Origin of the sequence: Pantoea allii, from assembly GCF_046529425.1 — a bacterium.
GTDB classification, from domain to species: domain Bacteria; phylum Pseudomonadota; class Gammaproteobacteria; order Enterobacterales; family Enterobacteriaceae; genus Pantoea; species Pantoea allii.
In genome coordinates this window covers 1,748,983-1,769,150 of sequence record NZ_CP125958.1, presented here as the reverse complement: position 1 = coordinate 1,769,150, position 20,168 = coordinate 1,748,983, and the positions used below count along the sequence as shown (strand labels likewise).

17 protein-coding genes are annotated in these 20,168 nt (G+C 44.5%); all 17 read right to left on the bottom strand.

The genetic code is table 11. The features are described 5' to 3' along the window. Position 1 precedes the first annotated feature (1 nt). Positions 2-964: a GDP-L-fucose synthase gene (locus tag QNH99_RS08425; RefSeq protein WP_410517553.1), complete on the bottom strand. Its 963-nt coding sequence runs from the start codon at positions 962-964 to the stop codon at positions 2-4. Between the two features lie 2 nt (positions 965-966). Then, positions 967-2,073, bottom strand: a complete 1,107-nt coding sequence (gene gmd / locus QNH99_RS08420; protein ID WP_096010801.1) for a GDP-mannose 4,6-dehydratase — start codon at positions 2,071-2,073, stop codon at positions 967-969. After that, positions 2,070-3,107 (bottom strand): glycosyltransferase family 4 protein, encoded by a 1,038-nt coding sequence (locus QNH99_RS08415; protein WP_410517552.1) that lies wholly within the window; start codon positions 3,105-3,107, stop codon positions 2,070-2,072. Before QNH99_RS08415 ends, gmd begins: the two co-directional genes overlap by 4 nt. A 36-nt stretch (positions 3,108-3,143) precedes the next feature. After that, positions 3,144-4,328: an EpsG family protein gene (locus QNH99_RS08410; RefSeq protein WP_410517551.1), complete on the bottom strand. Its 1,185-nt coding sequence runs from the start codon at positions 4,326-4,328 to the stop codon at positions 3,144-3,146. Next, the gene (locus QNH99_RS08405; RefSeq protein ID WP_109717348.1) at positions 4,325-5,233 is read right to left on the bottom strand and encodes a glycosyltransferase family 2 protein; all 909 of its coding nucleotides are present in this window, start codon (positions 5,231-5,233) and stop codon (positions 4,325-4,327) included. The genes QNH99_RS08410 and QNH99_RS08405 overlap by 4 nt, the downstream gene beginning before the upstream one ends. Beyond that, the gene (locus QNH99_RS08400; protein WP_096010805.1) at positions 5,220-6,461 is read right to left on the bottom strand and encodes a flippase; all 1,242 of its coding nucleotides are present in this window, start codon (positions 6,459-6,461) and stop codon (positions 5,220-5,222) included. The genes QNH99_RS08405 and QNH99_RS08400 overlap by 14 nt, the downstream gene beginning before the upstream one ends. A 4-nt stretch (positions 6,462-6,465) precedes the next feature. Further along, the gene (gene rfbC, locus QNH99_RS08395; RefSeq protein ID WP_264417692.1) at positions 6,466-7,029 is read right to left on the bottom strand and encodes a dTDP-4-dehydrorhamnose 3,5-epimerase; all 564 of its coding nucleotides are present in this window, start codon (positions 7,027-7,029) and stop codon (positions 6,466-6,468) included. Between the two features lie 76 nt (positions 7,030-7,105). Further along, positions 7,106-7,981: a glucose-1-phosphate thymidylyltransferase RfbA gene (rfbA, locus tag QNH99_RS08390; RefSeq protein ID WP_096010807.1), complete on the bottom strand. Its 876-nt coding sequence runs from the start codon at positions 7,979-7,981 to the stop codon at positions 7,106-7,108. 55 nt (positions 7,982-8,036) lie between these two features. After that, on the bottom strand, positions 8,037-8,933 hold the full coding sequence (gene rfbD, locus QNH99_RS08385) for a dTDP-4-dehydrorhamnose reductase (RefSeq protein ID WP_096010808.1): 897 nt from the start codon (positions 8,931-8,933) through the stop codon (positions 8,037-8,039). Next, positions 8,933-10,018 carry a dTDP-glucose 4,6-dehydratase gene (gene rfbB, locus QNH99_RS08380; RefSeq protein WP_145394133.1) on the bottom strand — a complete coding sequence of 362 codons (1,086 nt, stop codon included), beginning with the start codon at positions 10,016-10,018 and terminating at the stop codon, positions 8,933-8,935. The genes rfbD and rfbB overlap by 1 nt, the downstream gene beginning before the upstream one ends. A gap of 154 nt (positions 10,019-10,172) precedes the next feature. Beyond that, positions 10,173-11,249, bottom strand: a complete 1,077-nt coding sequence (wecA, locus tag QNH99_RS08375) for a UDP-N-acetylglucosamine--undecaprenyl-phosphate N-acetylglucosaminephosphotransferase (protein ID WP_096010810.1) — start codon at positions 11,247-11,249, stop codon at positions 10,173-10,175. Between the two features lie 510 nt (positions 11,250-11,759). Further along, positions 11,760-12,773, bottom strand: coding sequence for a UDP-glucose 4-epimerase GalE (galE, locus tag QNH99_RS08370; protein ID WP_063880164.1), 1,014 nt, complete (start codon positions 12,771-12,773; stop codon positions 11,760-11,762). 45 nt (positions 12,774-12,818) lie between these two features. After that, positions 12,819-13,715: a UTP--glucose-1-phosphate uridylyltransferase GalF gene (gene galF / locus QNH99_RS08365; RefSeq protein ID WP_063880165.1), complete on the bottom strand. Its 897-nt coding sequence runs from the start codon at positions 13,713-13,715 to the stop codon at positions 12,819-12,821. A 267-nt stretch (positions 13,716-13,982) separates the two neighbouring features. Next, the gene (locus tag QNH99_RS08360; protein WP_410517550.1) at positions 13,983-15,323 is read right to left on the bottom strand and encodes a lipopolysaccharide biosynthesis protein; all 1,341 of its coding nucleotides are present in this window, start codon (positions 15,321-15,323) and stop codon (positions 13,983-13,985) included. Continuing rightward, positions 15,320-16,543, bottom strand: coding sequence for a glycosyltransferase (locus QNH99_RS08355; protein ID WP_109717352.1), 1,224 nt, complete (start codon positions 16,541-16,543; stop codon positions 15,320-15,322). Before QNH99_RS08355 ends, QNH99_RS08360 begins: the two co-directional genes overlap by 4 nt. 4 nt (positions 16,544-16,547) lie before the next feature. Continuing rightward, positions 16,548-17,810, bottom strand: coding sequence for a colanic acid biosynthesis pyruvyl transferase WcaK (wcaK, locus tag QNH99_RS08350; protein ID WP_063880168.1), 1,263 nt, complete (start codon positions 17,808-17,810; stop codon positions 16,548-16,550). Positions 17,811-17,954: 144 nt separating this feature from the next. Continuing rightward, positions 17,955-20,168: a phage tailspike protein gene (locus tag QNH99_RS08345; protein WP_410517549.1), complete on the bottom strand. Its 2,214-nt coding sequence runs from the start codon at positions 20,166-20,168 to the stop codon at positions 17,955-17,957.

Below are 20,168 nucleotides of genomic sequence, written 5' to 3'. Positions count from 1 at the left end.
TTCACTTCCTAAAAGAATTTTGATTCTCTAAAAACCAATTATATGTTTTTTTAAGTCCAACATTAAGATCGGTAGAGTAGGACCAACCCATATCTTTCAGGCGCTGTACATCGAGTAATTTCCTTGGCGTCCCGTCAGGCTTTGAACTGTCAAATTTTATTTCGCCCTTGTAACCAACTACTTCAGCAATTGTTTGCGCCAACTCTCTTATAGAGCAATCAATACCCGTTCCTACGTTTATATGTGAAAGCATAGGTGCAGTATTGTTTGCGTAAGTAGCATTATTCAGCTCCATTACAAAAACCGAAGCTTCCGCCATATCATCCACATACAAAAATTCTCGCATAGGGTTACCACTTCCCCATACAATTACTTCTGAATCGTCATTAAGCATGGCCTCATGGAAGCGACGCATCAAAGCAGGAACAACATGGGAATTCTCAGGATGAAAATTATCATTTTCACCATACAAATTAGTTGGCATTACGCTTCGATAGTCTCGCCCAAATTGCCTGTTGTAAGATTCACACAATTTAATACCTGCTATCTTAGCAATAGCATAAGGCTCGTTAGTTTGTTCAAGTTCGCCAGTAAGAAGAGCAGATTCTTTAATTGGCTGTTCGGCAAATTTTGGATAGATGCAACTTGAACCTAAAAAAAGTAATTTAGGTATATTGGCAAGATGCGCTGCATGGATGACATTGCATTCAATCAGCATGTTCTCATAAATAAAGTCAGCTGGAAAATGATTATTAGCATGAATCCCACCAACTTTTGCAGCAGCGAGATAAACCTCATCAATATCAGAAGACTGGAAAAATTCTTCTACATCATTTTTTGAAAGTAAATTTAACTCTTCTTTTGTTTTTGTAATAATTTCGATATCTGTTCGCCTGGATAGTTGGCGTAGAATTGCGGAGCCTACCATCCCGCGATGACCTGCAATAAATACTTTTTTAAGCATAATTAACTTTCCACAGAAATTGAAACGTTGAAGCCATGACTTTTTAATAATGCATGTTGTTTCGCGTTATCTAAATCGTGTCCTACCATTTCTGCACACATTTCTTCTACAGTAATTAAAGGTTCCCAGCCAAGTAGCTCCTTCGCTTTCGATGGATCACCGAGAAGCGTTTCTACTTCCGCAGGACGGAAATAACGGGGATTAACTTTAACAATAACATCGCCGACTTTTACTTCAGGCGCATTATCACCTGAAACAGACGTTACCGTAGCAATTTCATCAACACCGGTACCCGTGAACGCCAGCTCAATGCCAAGCTCACGTGCTGACATTCTTACAAATTCACGGACTGAAATTTGTTTACCTGTTGCGATAACGAAATCGTCAGCCTGATTTTGCTGCAGCATCATCCATTGCATGCGTACATAATCTTTTGCATGGCCCCAATCACGTAATGAATCCATATTCCCTAACTCTAACTGCTTCTCCAGCCCCTGCGCGATATTAGCCAGTGTTCGAGTAATTTTACGGGTAACAAATGTTTCACCACGACGTGGAGATTCGTGATTAAAAAGAATACCATTACACGCGTACATACCATAGGATTCACGATAATTAACAGTGATCCAGTAGGCATACATTTTAGCAACGGCGTAGGGCGATCTAGGGTGGAAAGGTGTGGTTTCCTTTTGCGGAATTTCTCTTACCTGACCGTATAATTCCGAAGTAGAAGCCTGGTAAAATCTGGTTTTTTTCTCAAGGCCGCAAATACGAATAGCTTCAAGCAAACGAAGAGTACCAATCGCATCTACATCTGCAGTATATTCCGGCGATTCAAATGAAACTGCAACATGGGACATTGCGCCAAGATTATAGACCTCATCAGGACTGATATCTTTCATTAATCTTATTAAGTTTGAAGAATCAGTTAAATCACCATAGTGAAGGTACATATTACGATTTTTACTCAAAGCATTATCAATTCGTTCAGTATTAAACGATGATGTGCGTCGAATTATTCCATGGACTTCATATCCTTTTTCCAGCAAAAAATCTGCAAGATAAGATCCGTCCTGACCCGTTACGCCTGTAATTAATGCTTTTTTCATTTTATATCTCTTATTTCATCATAAAAATTTAATGTTTCCTGAGCCATTTTTGTCCAGGAAAATTTAGCAGAATTAACTAATCCAGATGAGATTAATTTTTCTCTTATTACGTTATCACCGAGTTGTAGCAACGCATGACTGATATCGTCTTCGGTGATTTTATCTAATAGAATTGCTGAGCCAGTAGCGATTTCTTTTACAGAAGAAGAGTTCGACGCTATAACAGGACACCCAGAACGCATTGCCTCTATGACAGGGATTCCAAAGCCTTCATACAAGGATGGATAAATAAGGCAATAGGCATTTGAGTAAAGTAAGTTGAGTTCTTCCTCACTAACAAATCCTGCATGATTAAAGCGACCTGGAATATATTGATTTAACAATGTCATTTCTTCAGGGTTAAACTTGCCGCCACCCACTACTACAAGTTTAATATCTTCATGATTGTGAAGTGCTTTTACACAAGAAGTGAAATTTTTATAACCATTTCTTGCCCCTACAAAAACCACATATTTATCGTTGCTGGAAGTTTTCTCTAAAGGAGTAAAATCGCTAACGCCATTGTATATTACTTTTGTAGGAATATCCCGTGCTTCAGGGATGTATTTAAGCATATCTTTTCGCGTTGATTCAGAAATACAAATAACCCCATCACTATTGAGTATTGCACGTTTTTTTTGCCAATGATGAACTATTGTTTTGAGTCCCTTTGGGAAAACTTCATATGTGAAGTCATGCACAGTCGTGATTATTTTTACATTTTTTTTGTTTACGGGGAGTCGATAATAACTAGAATGGAAAATATCATCTTTTGTTTCAGGTGAAATGCTTACGTCAATATATCTTTCTATGCTGAGACTCATCCGCGGAGTTCGGTTTACATTGAATTCGCTGGCATAGGGATTATTATTAGGATAAATAATCAATTCGTTTTCAATTTTATTTTTCTTCAGATATTTCAAATACTCATCAAAATAAACAGATATTCCACCCGAGTTTTGTAGAGAATAGATAATTCCATCAATAAAAATCATTACGTTGCCTTAATCAGTTATTCCACATGTTAACCATTATATTGAACACAGGAATTCAAGCCCCATCTCATGTAAAACTGCGCATTTTTTTTGCGCTTTAATATAAAGCCCTTCATCATTAAGGTAGTTAGCTGCCTGGAAGATAGTTTCCTGATTCATTATTCCATATCGTGAATGCTCATAAAGCATTGGGCGAGCAGCTTGCGCGATCAGAAAAAGATAAATCATTAATTTGGTAACAGGAAAAGACGCTGTGCTTTTAATTTTATCGAAATAAATGGAATCTGAAATTTTCGTATTGAGTACGATAATTATAAAAGGCAATCCATACCAACCAATTCTTGTCATAACTGGCATCATTTTCCCTATGATTATGGAAAAGCTTATATAAAGGACAATTCCTGGCAATACAAAATTCAATCGCTGTAAAATAAAAGGCTCTTTTTTACGTTTTAGTTCTTTATAGCAAATAAAAATTAGTGCAATCAGTATCAAGTCAAATATGGTACCTATTCCGGCTGAAAGCTGTGGTCGATAAGCTTCAGAGTTTAGGTAAAAATTCAGCTTTTCGTACGCAAGTGAACCAGGCTGCAAAACTGAGAAAGCTATTTTTAAAATAACAAATGGTATAAATAAAAATGCGAGGGATAAAGCCAATGTCGACATTGAACTTAATCGTGATAGTCTCGGCGATATTACAGGTAAGATAAAGATTAAACATATTATTGCTGTTGTATGTATAGTGCTTGCAAGCAAAACCAAGATGACATAATTTATTATTTTTCTTTTAAAAAGCAACGGCATGGCCAATAATAACAATGAAACTGCTATCGATTGCCTTATAGCTTCTATATATAACATCCAATACATAAAAGTCAGCATGGAAAAATATATAAAAGCTTTATTTTCAAATTGTTTTGAAAATTTATCCAGGCAATAAACATTGAATAAAACTATTATTATGTTGTAGCCTATAAATCCTAAATTGCCAAAAATGTAAACTATTAAATTAAAACCAGGTTCAAAGCTAGGTGTATTTTCATCACATTGACTATTTTGAATACAGTCATAATTTAAGAAATACCCAATCCAGTCGTTACCGGCTGGATAAGAAAAGCAAAAAACCAACAAAGTAATAATAAGACAAGTTATTCTTTCGCTTTTTTTATGCCTAAACAATGAAAAAACGAGTGTTATCGCAAAATAAGTAAAATAAATCATCTGGCTACCAAAAAAGCTATAAACATGAATAAAGCATATCCTCTCCTGCTACCAAAAAATATTGCTGGTGAGATATGTCTGAATGCAAAAATAATATCGGATAACCAAGAGTTGCCTAAGGAACTCAGAGACTCATTTCCTTTAACTTTCTTTGCTTCTACTATAAGCTTCGTGATTTTTTTCCTGTACTTTATTATCTTAATGAATGTTTTCGGCAGGTACTTTATCTTTTCGGCTAAGGTTTTCCCTGAACCACCAATAACATTATTGTCATGCTGCCTATAAAGAATCGTTTGGCGATCATAGAAAAATAAACCACTTTCAGTAGCTGCATTGAGTGCTAACCAGTTATCATGCATTGTAATTCCTTGTGGCACTGGTAAGCACTTATCGAGCAGTTTTCTATTCATTATTACTGAGCAGCCATAAACACTGCATTGCCAAATCAGATCGCTACAATCGCTGTTTTTTGTAGGCTCAATCGCACGCGACTTATAAAAACTTTCGGAAATGACTTTAAGACTTTCATTGACCAATGTGAGGTCACTAAAAGCCATAGCTACTTTGTCCTGCGGTTTATGCATGATGAAATTTAATAAATCAACAACTCGCTGCTCAGGCCAATAGTCATCCTGATCTGAAAGCAACACATACTCTGCATCGGTAGCCAGTAAAGCTTTGTTGAAATTGTTGACTACACCGCCTTGTCTTTCTGTATTAATTAATTTTATTCTAGAATCAGTAGATGCAAAATCTTTTATAATTTTAATCGTGTTATCGGTAGATGCATCGTCACTGATATACAAGGTCCAGTAAGGATAGGTTTGTTTTTGTATAGACAATAGTTGCTCAGCTATAAACCTTTCACCGTTATAGGTTGCCATTGCTATGTCAACGTTCTGCATCTAATTTCCTTGAAAGATAAAATAAAGCGAAAAAATCTACTATCACCCTCACACTCCATGCGATTGCAGTCCCTGTCAATGCATAATTAATAGTTAAATAATAAAGCATTAGCAAATAAGGTACTAACTCTAACATATGAAGACTTGCTGTAATGTGTGCCTTGCCAATAGCTTGTATTTTCGAAAATGGAATTTGTGCCATCGCATTAAATAAAAAACCAATTAAAAGGATCTTTAATATTTTTGCAGGTTCTCCGGCATAATCATTTCCCATCCAGGCAACCAGTATCTTTTCGGCAAACGGAATGCCGATGATAAGGATGGGCAAACAACATGCTGCCATTAATAAATAACTCAATTTTTCAAGTTTTTTTCTGTCAACGTTGCCCGCACTTAGTTTAGGAAAAAGCGCTCTGGAAAGTGCTGTAGGAATATTTAAGAGACGAGAGACGGCTTCTGAAGGCGCTGTATAATATGCTATTTTGTTTGCACCGAGCAGATGCGATATCACAAACCGGTCAAAATAGACCATGACAGGTGATATAACATTGCTTATTGTAATCCATCCACCGAACTTCAATAGCCGAAGATAAGTTTCTTTACTTAATTTAAAGTCTCTGAGAATAATTTCACGGCTAAAGTAGAAACTCATTATCAGTGAAATAACCCGACCTACCAGTAACCCTAAAATTGCATAATAAAGACTATTATGCAGCAACACTAAAATCGCAGGTATTGCTGCTATGGAGGAGCTACTTAGTGCGCGCTGTATATTAATTACAGCGAACCTTTCGTGCCCTTCCAGATAAGCTAACCATATTTGATTCAATAAAAAAACGGGTATCGTTAGCGCCAGCACTTTAAATGACGATTGAACGTCACTCACATTGACTGTTGACACATTCAAAAAACCCGGGACATAAGAAGTGATAAAGTAAAGTATTACTCCTGCTATACATCCTAATGCCAAAACAGAAACTGATGCTGTTGATATTATTTTAACTTGCTCATCGTCATCATGTCTGTATAAAGATATTTCTCTTATAACCGCACGTGTTAGCCCTGCATCAAATATGCTTGCATAGCCTACTACAGCAAATGCTAACGTAAAAATTCCAAAAAGCTCAGTTCCAAGCGTACGTGCTAAAATACCCAAACTCGGAATAGCTACAATAGTCGGTATTATGAACCCTGACAGATTAAATATGCTGTTTTTTATTAAACTCATTGTATTATACAGATATGAAATTAGTAAAATTTGATTTAAAAGAACTTCCTTTCTCATCTTTTACTGATAACTCAGGCTTGACATTATCCATAAGAGGCCAGGTAATATTCAAATCTTTATCATCCCATTTTATGCATCTTTCGTTTTCTGGAGAATAATAGTCTGTTGCTTTATAAACAAATTCCACCTCTTCAGTTAACGTATAAAATCCATGGGCAAAACCCTCTGGAATCCATAATTGTTTTTTATTTTCAGCTGAGAGATAAACACCTATCCACTTACCAAAAGAAACTGAGTCCGGTCTGATATCTACTGCAACATCATAAACTTCACCCTTAACACAGCGAACTAACTTACCCTGTGACATGGGTGATTTCTGGAAATGAAGCCCGCGTAAAACATTCTTCTTTGATTTAGAATGATTATCTTGCACGAAGTTTACTTCGTAGCCGACTGCCTCCTCAAAAACTTTTTTATTAAAGCTTTCAAAGAAAAACCCGCGATCATCACCAAATACTTTTGGTTCAATAATCATTACATCATTAATATCTGTTTTTAGGATATTCATATTTTCAATCTGTATGATAAATTTCTTAAAGGCTGATTTTTATTTAAGATGATAATACTGGATAAAAAATCAATTATTACTGTTTTATCATTCTCATCAGATATTGGCCGTATTGATTTTTTTCAAGTGGTTTTGCAAGTTTTGCAACCTGCTCGCGATCAATGAAACCTTTCCTGTATGCAATTTCCTCAGGGCATGAAATTTTTAATCCCTGACGTTCTTCAATTGTCTGTATAAAATTACTCGCTTCAATCAAACTCTGATGTGTTCCCGTATCAAGCCAGGCAAAGCCTCTCCCCATCATTGCTACAGATAAATCACCTTGCTTGAGATAAAGACGATTAATATCCGTAATTTCTAACTCACCGCGAGATGATGGTTTGAGTTTTTTTGCCATATCCACTACACGATTGTCATAAAAATAGAGACCTGTTACAGCGTAATTGCTTTTTGGGTTAACTGGTTTCTCTTCAAGGCTAATGGCTTTCCCGTCTTTATCAAATTCAGCAACGCCGTAACGCTCAGGATCGTTGACGTGATAAGCAAATACAGTCGCTCCGCTTTCTTTTTCTATTGCCGTTTCCATTAATTTTGGCAAGTCATGACCGTAAAAAATATTGTCGCCTAAAACTAATGCACAGTTATCATTGCCTATAAATTCTTCACCAATAATAAAAGCCTGAGCAAGTCCATCTGGGCTTTGTTGAACCTTGTATTCAAGATTCAGTCCCCATTGACTTCCGTCACCTAAAAGTTGCTCGAAACGTGGAGTATCTTGGGGAGTACTGATAATTAAGATGTCACGAATACCCGCCAGCATTAATGTTGATAGCGGATAATAGATCATGGGTTTATCGTATATAGGCAGTAATTGTTTACTGACGGCCATTGTAACGGGATAGAGGCGTGTTCCAGATCCACCTGCAAGAATAATTCCTTTACGCTTTGCCATTCATTTATCTCTTTAAGCACAATCAGCCTGAAATCAGGCAATCAATTGATTATTGTTACGGAATTGCTGCAAAAACTTCACTTAGCATACGCTTAACACCTAACTGCCATTCAGGTAACCTTAACCCAAACACCTCCTGGAAACGGGTATTGTTTAACCGGGAATTATTAGGTCGTCGAGCTGGAGTGGGATAAGCGCTGGTTGCTACAGCATTGAGTTTTTCCAGAGACAGCACAACACCTGTTTTTCGTGCCTCATCAAATATCAATGATGCATATTCATACCAGGACGTCGTACCACTTGCAGTCAGATGATAGATGCCTGCGACGTCAGGCTGACTCAATGCCATTCTAAGAGCATGAGCAGTACAATCAGCCAGCAGTTCCGACCCAGTAGGTGCACCAAACTGATCGTCTATTACAGAAAGTTCGTTTCTTTGCATGGCCAACTTCAGCATAGTTTTTGCAAAGTTGTTTCCTTTCGCTGCATAGACCCAACTGGTTCGAAAAATCAGATAGTTAGTTGAATAGGTACTTAAGGCATGCTCACCCGCAAGTTTACTTGCACCGTAAGTATTTATTGGGCTGGTAACATCGGATTCAGACCATGCGCTGTCGCCTGTTCCTGAAAATACATAATCAGTAGAATAATGGACAACCCAGGCATTAATTTTCTGAGCTTCTTTTGCAATCATTTCAACGCAGTGAGCATTAATCAAATAAGCTTGTTCAGGTTCAGACTCAGCTTTATCTACTGCTGTGTAAGCTGCGGCATTGACGATGATACCAGGTTTGATATGGCGAATTGTTTTTATTAATTCTTCGGGCTTACTTAAATCGCCACAATATTCTTTGGAGTGTCTGTCCAGCGCAATTACATTTCCCAAAGGAGCCAGAGCACGCTGAAGTTCCCAACCTACCTGCCCCGATTTCCCTAACAACAGGATATCCATTACTGACGATCTCCGTAATTCTCTTCAATCCAGCTTTTGTAAGCACCACTTTTAATATTGCTTACCCACTGTGTGTTAGCTAAATACCATTTTACTGTTTTACGAATCCCGCTCTCAAATGTCTCTAATGGCTTCCATCCCAGTTCACGCGCTATTTTGCTTGAATCAATCGCATAGCGGCGATCGTGGCCTGGGCGATCTTTTACATAAGTAATTTGTTCACGATAAGAAACATCTTTAGGACAGATTTCATCCAGTAAATCGCAAATAGTATGCACTACATCGAGATTTTTCTTCTCGTTGTGACCACCAATGTTATATGTCTCACCCGCTTTGCCCATTTTAACCACGACGACAAGTGCTCTGGCATGATCTTCTACATATAACCAATCGCGGATTTGATCGCCTTTGCCATAAACCGGCAACGGCTTACCATCAACCGCATTGAGAATGACTAACGGGATGAGTTTTTCTGGAAAATGATATGGGCCATAGTTATTCGAACAATTCGTTATGATTACCGGTAGCCCATACGTACGTGACCAGGCTCTGACCAGATGATCACTCGATGCTTTTGACGCAGAATAGGGACTGCTCGGCGCATAGGCAGTATCTTCAGTGAAAAGTGGCAATTCAGACCCAACCTCAACCTCGTCAGGATGTGGCAAATCACCATAAACCTCATCCGTTGAGATATGATGAAATCTAAATTTTTCTTTTTTAACACTATCAAGTTGAAGCCAGTATTGTCTGGTTGCCTCAAGTAACGTGTATGTCCCTACGATATTCGTTTCAATGAACGCCGCAGGACCTGTAATTGAACGGTCTACGTGACTTTCAGCTGCCAGATGCATGATGGCATCAGGTTGGTGACGCTGAAGAATACTCGCCATCTCACTTGCATTGCATATATCCGCTTTTTCAAAAGCATAGCGTTGATGGCCATCGATTTCTTTTAGAGATTCAAGATTGCCTGCATACGTCAGTTTATCAACATTAACCACAGTATCTTGAGTATTTTTGATAATATGCCTAACTACAGCAGACCCAATAAATCCCGCACCACCGGTAACTAAAATTTTCACGTTCGCTATCCAGAATATTATTTTTAGTACTACATTCTGAAAAGATTTTTAAACATCTAACATCTAATTCAAAATGCCGTTAAATTTTCACATGAAGATAAACTTCAAACCACAAAAAATCGTTATTACATTTGAAATATTTATAAAACACGCATCAATATTTATCTGCAAATACATTGTTATCATTCTGATTTGTCAGAGTAATTTGATTAACCCTATGGAAACGCGCTGACTTATAAATGATGGCGTTGAATGTAAAAAAGATGCCAATGAAAAAGATCAGTTGCCAACAATCACTGAGGCCAAAAGCATCAAAGCCAATGCCTGTTGCTGCAAGCACCGCCGCACATGCAACCATAACAACGAGTGTCCCACGCCCGGTTAAGCCACCTCGCATAAGGAGATGATGTAGATGTTCACGATCGGGTTTAAATGGGCTTGAACCACGACGAATGCGTGCTGTCATCACCCGAACCATGTCCATCAGAGGTACGGCAATAAGCCACAATGCGGTAACGGGTCGCATCACCGGCTCCGTTCCCTGAGTGGCCAACATCAGTAGCCAAATCACTGTGAAACCGATTAGCGTACTTCCTGCATCGCCCATGAAGACTTTAAACTTTTTACCCCATGGAATACCGAGGTTTAACAATATGTAAGGCAGACAAGCGGCCATGAGGCAGGTACACCACAGCGCCAGATGCTTGTTACCACCGAGTTCAAACACAATGCCTAATGCGCCAAAGGTCACACATGATAATGCACCCAATAGCCCATCGATTCCGTCAACCATGTTAAACGCGTTAATCGCACCTATAACAGCGAATAGTGTGACAGCATAACCAAAGATCCCTAAAACTAACTGAAAACCAAAGAGAACATTACCTAGCGAGTAGAGGTAGTATCCATTCCACATCATGATGCAAGCCATTAGTGCCTGAATCATTATGCGCGGCATTACGGGCAGATCGAAACGATCGTCAAGTACGCCTACGGCTAAAAGCACAGTAGCGCAGAACATATAAATGGTGAAGTCAGGTAACCAACCCGGCTGCATGATATACAGTATCCATAATGATAAGTAGACCGAAACGCCACCAACCAGTGGAATGTGTCCTTTATGCTGTTTTCTGTCGTTGGGCTTATCAACCAGCCCGACTTTGCGAGCCACTTTGCGCGCTATGAATAGCAACGCAAATGCACTTAGAAAAACACAAACGATCTCTTGCATGTATGCACCACTGCTGAGTTGTCATATTTTAACCACGCTACCGCCCCTGGCTATCGCAACCACTTGCGTGAACGTAGTTTTAGCCATCGTTAAGCATAGACTGCATTACAAAATGGCGTTGTATTGCCGGGCTAATATTTTTGAGAACCCAGCCTAATCGATAAAAAACCTTACGATTCTCGTACTATACGGGTCTCGAAACAAGGTTTAAAAAGCCACTTTTTGACAATTTTGTAATTAACCCGGCTGCAAAATCACAAACTTGCTCATTTAATCTACAAAGCTCTATATCCATTCGCACAGTAGGTTAAGTATAACGGCCATATTCCCTTGATTTTATTCATTAAAAAAACAAAAACTTGATGTTCTGATTTTTTTCTAATGAACCAGTTTCATTTGCTGGCTAATGTAAAAAAATTAACTGCCTGAAAGAAAAAACCCCCACGTTGTTCTAATGCTATGTAGTCATTAAACAACGTGGGGGTTTTTTATACGCTCAACGTGACGGGATTAGCGAAACCCATCCGGATTCTTCGACTGCCAGTTCCACGTATCGCGCATCATCGCATCGATACCACGCGAAACCCGCCAGTCCAGTTCCTGGTTTGCCAGCGAGGCATCCGCCCAGAACGCAGGCAAATCACCATCACGACGTGGCTTGATTTCAAACGGAATCGGTTTGCCTGAGGCCTTCTCAAACGCCTTGATCATTTCCAATACGGAGAAACCTTTCCCACCGCCGAGGTTATAGGCTTTATAACCCTCAATCTTGCCAAGATGGTCCAGCGCTTTCAGGTGGCCTTCCGCCAGGTCGACAACATGAATATAGTCACGCAGACAGGTGCCGTCTGGCGTGTCATAGTCACCGCCGAAAACGCCTAACTTGTCCAGCCGACCGATAGCGACCTGGGCAATATAGGGCAGCAGGTTATTAGGAATACCCGTTGGGTCTTCGCCAATCTCACCCGACTCATGCGCGCCGACCGGGTTAAAGTAGCGCAGTGCAATGGTTTTGAAATGAGGTTCAGCTTTGGCGAAATCACGAATGATAAATTCAACCATCAGTTTGGAGGTACCATACGGACTCGTGGTACCACCAATCGGTGTGGTTTCCACGTAAGGCACGGGCGCATTGGCACCGTAAACGGTGGCGGAAGAGCTGAAAATAAAGTTCCAGACGCCCGCATTGCGCATCTCTTCCAGCAGAACTACCGTGCCGGCTACGTTGTTTTCGTAGTATTCCAGCGGCATACGCGTTGACTCCCCTACCGCTTTTAACGCGGCAAAGTGAATCACGGCAGAGATACTGTTTGAAGCGAACAGGTCACGCAGGCAGGCGCGGTCAAGAACATCACCTTCGATAAAGGTGGCTTTCTTACCGGCAAGTTTTTCAACCCGATTGATGGCCTCACGCGAGGCGTTGCACAGATTATCCAGTACCACCACATCATCACCGCGCTCAAGCAGTGCCAGCACTGTGTGGGAGCCGATATAACCTGCTCCTCCCGTTACCAAAATAGCCATCTTTTCTCCCTTTCTGCCGCATCAGCCGCAGCGAATAATATGTGATTACTTCGCCAGAATTTTCTTGATGGCTTCGCGGAACTCGCGACCTTGCGCATTGCTACGCAAACCATAAGAAACAAATGCCTGCATGTAACCCATTTTACGTCCGCAGTCGAAACTGTGTCCTGTCATCAGTGACACATCCACCGTTTTCTTCTTACTCAGGCTGGCAATGGCATCCGTCAGCTGAATACGGCCCCATGCACCCGGTTCGGTACGTTCCAGTTCAGCCCAGATATCCGCAGAAAGCACGTAACGGCCTACCGCTGCCAGATCCGAGTTTAACTCATCCGGATGCTCTGGTTTCTCAACGTAGTTGGTAATGGTGCTGACATCGCCTGGGTTTTCCAGCGGCTGCTCCGTAGTGATAACGGAATACTCAGACAGATCGTAGTCAGTAAGGTGTTTTGCCAGTACCTGGCTGTTACCTGTCTCTTCAAAACGTGCAACCATTGCCGCGAGATTATAGCGTAAATGGTCAGCGGTGGAATCGTCTAACAGCACATCCGGCAGGACAACAACAAAAGGATTGTCGCCAATCATAGGACGTGCGCAGAGAACGGAATGGCCCAGGCCCAATGGCTGCGCCTGGCGCACGTTCATGATGGTCACGCCTGGTGGGCAAATTGACTGGACTTCACTCAGCAGTTGGCGCTTAACGCGTGCTTCGAGCAGAGCTTCAAGCTCATAGGTGGTGTCAAAGTGATTTTCTACCGCATTTTTTGACGCATGGGTGACCAGCACAATCTCTTTGATACCTGCCGCAACACACTCATCAATGATGTATTGAATCATTGGCTTGTCCACTACAGGCAGCATCTCTTTCGGAATGGCTTTAGTCGCCGGAAGCATATGCATACCGAGACCCGCAACCGGGATTACTGCTTTAAGCTTGGTCATAGTTATTCCATCTAATGAAGTGAAGACATACGTCAATTATGCCGGATGGACCGGAAAAGGAAGTATAATCTTTATCTGAAAAGGCAACACTAACTCGCTGTGAAATCTTACAAATTCGGGTTTTTACGATGCCTGAACACCGAAATATGCGGAGTGAACACAATTAATTAAGGCGAGCCTGAGACGTGTTATCAGAATTTACTCAGGTGTTTTTAATACCAGCAGTAAAAAGAAACGGGCGACCTGAGGTCGCCCGTAGTTATTGGCTTACAGCCACTGTTCAAACCATTCTGGCATCACGAAAAGATCGAAGTGATTAACCAGCAGCATGAGTCCCACAAACAGCACCGACACAGATACCCACTGTCGGGCGTAAGGGATAAAGCGGATACCTATCACTGGCTTGATGAAGAATGGATGCGCCAGGGCGGAAATCAGCACCTGTGAGATCGACAACGTCAGCGCGACATAGAGCACGTTTGGCCAGATGAAGGTGGTGGCAAGCACGGCCATGACCACCAGGCTGGCTACGATGTTCCAGTAGAACTCCACGTTAGTGCGGCCATTCGCCTGGGAAATCGCCCCGGTCAGTCCGCCCATTGGACGCAACATACCAAACAGCAGCATCAGCGGGATCAGGTGATAAACCTGTTCATGAGATGCACCATAGAGCACGCGTACAATGACCGGAGACAGAATACCGATAGCCAGGTACATGGCGCTGCTGAAGAGCATTATCATCAATGTGCCTTTCAGGAACAGCTTCTTCAACTGCTCCGGGTCCTGCTGCTTCTCGGCAAAACGCGGCAGTGCCAGGCGGTTAATGACCGGCGACACCAACTTCAGCGGCTGCAGCACCAGCTCTTTTGCCAGTGAATAGATGCCGAGCATCTCGGCCCCCATCACTTTACCGACCACCAGCGCATCGGCCTGGGTGCGGAGCTGGTTAATGGTCTGTGAACCCAGCTGATAGATGCCGTAACGTATCGCACTCAAGAAGGTTTGCTTGTCGAATTCCCATGTAGGACGCCAGGACTTCTCACCCAGCGCAATCATGCACAGAATGCGGGTGAAGGCGTTGATGAACAGGCCAAGGATCGCCGCAGCCACCGTCAGCGAGGTAAACTCCAGCATCGCCACGACGCACAGAAACGCAAACAGCTTGGTGCCCATTTCAATCTTCGCCAGCGACACCATGCGTTTGGTTTTAATGTAGTGCGCCTGATATTGCGAAAGATGCCCCAGTACCAGAAAGTTAAGGCTGGTCAGCATAATCAGCCCCACCAGTTCCGGCAGATGATAGAACCAGGAAACAGGCCAGGCAATCAACAGCATAACAAGGCCGGTACACAAGCTGAGCGAGACGTTCACCCAGTAGATGGTGCTCTGTTCGCGCCGGGTAATGTTCTGGCGATGCACCAGATAACTGCTCATGCCCATGTCCTGCAGCACGCCTGCTACCGCCAGAATCGCGTTGATGATCGCCAACAGCCCCAGTTCATGGGTTTCGAGTTTCCGGGCGAGAATACTCAGTTGGGCGACCTGTAATACGCCTGAAAAACAGGTGCTGCCAAACAACCACATCGCCTGTGACTTTATTCCACTCAAACCATTTGCTCCAGAATCTGTGCCAGCTCGCGATACGCGATGTGCTGATTAAACTCGGTTTCAACTTTTTGTCTGGCGGCCGCGACAACCGGCGCAACGTCCACTTCGCCTTGAGATAACTTCAGCAGCGTGTCGGCCAGCGCTTCGGCATCATCTTCCTTCACCAACCAGCCCGAAACGTTATGTTCGATTAACTCTGGAATCCCACTGTGGAAGGTGGAGACCACCGGCAGCCCCACCGCCATCGCTTCCATCAGGGCAACCGGAATCCCTTCCATATCGCCATCTGCGGCTGTTTTCGAAGGCAACAGAAAGATATCGGCTTCATTGAGTGCCTTGCGGATCTCTTCCTGAGGTTTAAAGCCCGGCATGGTGACGCAGTCGTCCATCTTTTCGTGCGCGATGAAGTCACGCATCATCTGATCCTGGTCGCCATTACCGATGATGGTGTACTGGAACTGCCCGCCGCGCTGTTTGAGAATGGCGCTGGCTTTAACGGCCACGTCCAACCCTTTCTTTTCGGTCAGGCGAGCGACGGACACAATGCGCAACGGCTTGTGAAAGGCATCACGCGGCTGGAAATTGAATTTTTCCGGTTCGATGCCCATGCGGGTAACGTGGATCTTCTCTGGCGGACAGCCCATTGCAATCAGCTTGTTTTGCCACAGATGGCTGATAGGCAGCATCAGTTCGCTCTGCTGGAACAGATTGCGATAATCCTGCTTGTGCTCGTCCAGGATGTGACGACGGGAGATATCCGCTCCGTGAAACACCGTTGCCTGTTTACCTTTCAGGATACCCAGTTCACGCAGCTTGTTTGCCAGCGCACCGGCGTAGCCGAAATGCACCAGAAAGACATCGGCGACGTAGGTCTGGCGCGCGTTGGCGACAATCGCAGGCAGCAGCAGTTTGCTGGACTGTGCGCCATAGCGGCGCACGTTCAGCGAACGGAGTAACGAGACTTTGGTGATTTTCGGCAGAACCAGTTTCAGGCGTTGCCCCAGCTTATCAGCCAGGGAAATTTTCTCTTCTGGCAGCAGATAATGGGTTTTTGCCGCCAGGCCATATTCGTCAAACGCGCCGTGCCGGTTCACTAAGTCCCCCGGAAACACCGAGATAATCTCGACGTCGTAACCGGCATCAATAAAGTGAGTGACCTGGTTGAGAACAAAGGTTTCTGAGGCAACCGGGAAACGCATAGTGAAAAAAGTCAGTTTCATCACATTATCCTATTACGTTTAGAATCTCTTCCGTGATTCTGTTACCGACTTCCCTTTCGCGCGCCACGGCGATGTCGACGTTTTGCTTGATGGTGTCGTAGTCGGCCAGGATAGCCTGAACCTTATCAATCAGCGAACCGTCCATCAGGCTCTGCACATCGGTCGCCATTTGCGGCAGACCTAACTGATTCATGACGCCCATGGATTTGTGTTCATAGTTAATAGCGACCGCAGGTGTGCCAAAGTTCATTGAGATGATGGCTGAGTGCAGACGGGTTCCAATGGTCAAATGACACTCGCTGAGGAGCACTCCCAACTCAAGGTCGTTAAACTCATCCATGACAACGTGATAATGCTCAGGCTGCTGGACATGGTCGCGTAAAGTCAGCGCCACCATACGGTCATCTTTTGCATAGCTGTCGATGCCCGTGCAGGTTGATAACGCCACGACCTGGTAACCGCTGGCGATCATGGCATTGATCACCCGACCGAATGCGGCTTCATACTCTTGCTGCGTCACGCCGAGACGCTTATCAAACGGGGCCAGTTCGCGGACCGTAATCGCAATGGTTTTACGTTCACGGATGACGCTTTGCCAGTGCTGCAGGCTGTGGCTGGGATTGTCAACGTGGCGGGCGCGAACCAGGAATGCGGTATCGACGCCGGGCACCACTTTCGAGCTGGTCACGCCGTCGCGCTTCATCAGGTCCAGGCTGACAGACTCACGCAAAATAAGTTGATCAACCCGGTCAAAGACAAAATTGGCCAGTTGATTAGTGCGGGCGTTCTGGAAGGGGCCGACTGAGTGACCGATGAGATAAAGCGGTTTTTTCGCCAGTAGCGCGCAGAGCGCATGATCAAACTGGGTAACACCGTAGAGATCGACGAAAAACGATCCGCCAACCTGAATCACCGCATCGTACTGCGCCAGACTTTCCGTAAAAGCTTTTAGGTGCGGCGGAACGGAAAAGGATTTATACGGCCCGCCTTTGCCCAGGTGCGCCATCATGATATTCGGCATCAGTCGGTTAGCGACTTTGCGTTTCACGGAGCCAATCAGGCCTTTACCCGAGGAGTTATTGTGCAGGAAGAGCTTATCCTGCTGAATATGTTGCTGAAGCAGATAACCGGAGCTGGTTGGATAACGGCTTATAACATCAATATCTACATCGTTGCGCGCGGCCTGAATTGAATCAATCAGTCCACGTAGAATCGCGCCATCCCCACGATTCCCACAGGTATGGTTACCCACCAATAAAATCTTCATAAAAACTCCGAATAATTTTTTCTAATTCTACCAACCGCCCAGTTCCGAAACGGGCAAAATGAATACGATTAAAAACAGCAAGTTATTTCAGTTCACCAACGTCCCAGATTCTGTTGGTGTTGGCTGCCATCAGGCAGCCCTCTCTCATGACGATTTGATAGCAAAATACGGTAAAGCGACCTGCTTACCGTTAATAACGACAGACACGAATCCTTCAGGTTTGCTGGTATCCACCTTGTCATCAGACAACGTGCGGGAGGCCAGCAATAAATCCCCCTGCTCATTCGCGCCCACGCCCGCTTTGCCATTGTGCAGGCTGAAACGCTGTGGGGCAGCATGGCTGCTGCTGTCCGGCGTGGCCTTCGCCATTTTGGCATCGACCCGCGCACAACGGCCGGTCACAAAACGATCTTTCGCTGTGCTCTTGATCATCACGGCGGCAGATGGCGTCCAGCCGGCCAGTTTGACGAAAACCTGGGTGTCGGTATCGGTTTTGGCGACGTAACGCACATCCAGCACCGGGCTACTGCCTTCCGCTGACCAGCTGGCTTCGGCATGGTCTTTCTTACGTTGAATATGAATCACCGCCCGGCCGCCGGTGTTTTTGCCACTGATCAGGTTCATCAGCGGTTCACCGTCCGTGCCGTTATTGAACTGCGACTGACCAAAGAGTTCGATTTCCCACGAATCACCGACGGTCGGGGAATAAAGATTAGCCAGTTCGAACCACACGGCCTGATTGCTGTTGTTTTCCAACAACCAGCGCGAGGTGAGGTAGTTATATTTCAGGCTGCCATCAATGGCGACGCCATAGGATTCAACGCGGGTTGATCCCATCTCCCAGGCGCTTAACCACCGGTCGCCCTGCTCTGAATTATCAATCCAGCTACCGGATTGCAGGTTGGTCTGACGTGTATTCAGGCGGGAATGCCAGGCGATCAGCGGATTTTTACAATCCTCAAGGCTGAGGGCGTCAATAATCCACTGTCCGTTTGAGATATCACCCGGATTGTCGCAGTGCTCTATCCAGCCGTTATGAATCAGCGACTGGCTGCAGCGCGGTAGATTGAGGACTTTGCCGCCCTTACAATGCTGAGCGTTAAAGTTAGACAGCTCGATGGCCGTGCTGTGATCCCAGTTGCCCTTCTTCTGACCGGACCAGCCCGCCTGGATCACATCACCGGTACAGGCCGAGGCGTACCACTGGTCAATCTTACAATCCAGTGTATCCAGCAGGCTGAGCGCGGTGCCGCCGACCTGGTTGAAGCGCAGGCACGCGCCACGGAAAAACTGGCCGCCCGGACAGGTATTACGGAACAGGCCCTGTTTATTGGGACTGGAATCCGTATTGCCGTTGAAAATCAGGTTAGAGATTTCCACCCAGCGGGCGCTGACTTCGAACACAAACGGGGATTTACCATCTGAAACGATGGTGGTCGCCGGGAAATAGCCGAAGTTAACCATCGCCCCGGAGATACGGAAGAAACGGCGCTGTTCTTCGCCGAAATCACAGCCGGACACAAAGAAGGTACCGGCAGGGAACTGCACACAGATGGGCTGATCGCTCTGTTGCGACCACTGGTACATGGCTTTAATCGCGGGCGCACTGTCGGTTTTGCCGTCAGCGATAGCGCCAAAATCAAACAGCGACAGACGGTTGAAGTCATCGACCACGCGACGCCAGTGAAATCCGTCGCCGCTGAAAATCACCCCCTGATCGTCCTGCGCCGGCTGAAAGCTGCCGACGAACTCACCGCCGCCCACTTCAAGCCCGGCGTGCCAGCTTTTCAGCTTGATTTTTGCCCCTTCAAACAGCGGTCGCGTCTTGCGCAGATCGTCTACCGAGGGGATCTCGCCAATAAGCTGGTAACCCGCAGGCTGCGCCAGACGCTGGCTGAAGGCCGCCTGGCCCGGCTGGCTGACATCAGGAATGTTAAACACCATCTGCCCGTTGCTGTCTTCCAGCGCCATCGAGTGCGAGGGGTTGGCTATCAGCGCCGCATTATCTTTAACGAACTGGTCAAAATTGCCTTTGTTCAGGGTAATCGGCTGGCTGATTTGTGCCAGATTACCTTTTGCATCGCGCAGGAATACCGGTATCTGGTTACCCGGTTTGCTGGCATCACTGCCGGATTGACCAATCCACAGTTTTCCCTGAAAGTTTTGCCAAAACTGCGGCGGCATCGCATAGACGTTTTCAGGTGTCAGAATGGGTACATCGCCTTTGGGAATCACGGTGGCATCAACCGACTTTAGCGCCATGCCATTGTTTTTAGCGGCGTAACTGGAAAAGGTGCTCACGGAGAGCGCCCCTACAAGGGCGGAGGCTGCGGTTTGCAAGACTTCTCTTCTTTTCAT

Bases quoted from the DNA above. Each gene is read 5' to 3' on its own strand.
- rfbA (WP_096010807.1), bottom strand. From the start codon at position 7,981: ATGGCAAAGCGTAAAGGAATTATTCTTGCAGGTGGATCTGGAACACGC.
- QNH99_RS08400 (WP_096010805.1), bottom strand. From the start codon at position 6,461: ATGAGTTTAATAAAAAACAGCATATTTAATCTGTCAGGGTTCATAATA.
- QNH99_RS08425 (WP_410517553.1), bottom strand. From the start codon at position 964: ATGCTTAAAAAAGTATTTATTGCAGGTCATCGCGGGATGGTAGGCTCC.
- rfbD (WP_096010808.1), bottom strand. From the start codon at position 8,933: ATGGATATCCTGTTGTTAGGGAAATCGGGGCAGGTAGGTTGGGAACTT.
- wecA (WP_096010810.1), bottom strand. From the start codon at position 11,249: ATGCAAGAGATCGTTTGTGTTTTTCTAAGTGCATTTGCGTTGCTATTC.
- QNH99_RS08415 (WP_410517552.1), bottom strand. From the start codon at position 3,107: ATGATTTTTATTGATGGAATTATCTATTCTCTACAAAACTCGGGTGGA.
- QNH99_RS08345 (WP_410517549.1), bottom strand. From the start codon at position 20,168: ATGAAAAGAAGAGAAGTCTTGCAAACCGCAGCCTCCGCCCTTGTAGGG.
- QNH99_RS08355 (WP_109717352.1), bottom strand. From the start codon at position 16,543: ATGAAACTGACTTTTTTCACTATGCGTTTCCCGGTTGCCTCAGAAACC.
- QNH99_RS08405 (WP_109717348.1), bottom strand. From the start codon at position 5,233: ATGCAGAACGTTGACATAGCAATGGCAACCTATAACGGTGAAAGGTTT.
- QNH99_RS08410 (WP_410517551.1), bottom strand. From the start codon at position 4,328: ATGATTTATTTTACTTATTTTGCGATAACACTCGTTTTTTCATTGTTT.
- galE (WP_063880164.1), bottom strand. From the start codon at position 12,773: ATGGCTATTTTGGTAACGGGAGGAGCAGGTTATATCGGCTCCCACACA.
- gmd (WP_096010801.1), bottom strand. From the start codon at position 2,073: ATGAAAAAAGCATTAATTACAGGCGTAACGGGTCAGGACGGATCTTAT.
- galF (WP_063880165.1), bottom strand. From the start codon at position 13,715: ATGACCAAGCTTAAAGCAGTAATCCCGGTTGCGGGTCTCGGTATGCAT.
- wcaK (WP_063880168.1), bottom strand. From the start codon at position 17,810: ATGAAGATTTTATTGGTGGGTAACCATACCTGTGGGAATCGTGGGGAT.
- rfbC (WP_264417692.1), bottom strand. From the start codon at position 7,029: ATGAATATCCTAAAAACAGATATTAATGATGTAATGATTATTGAACCA.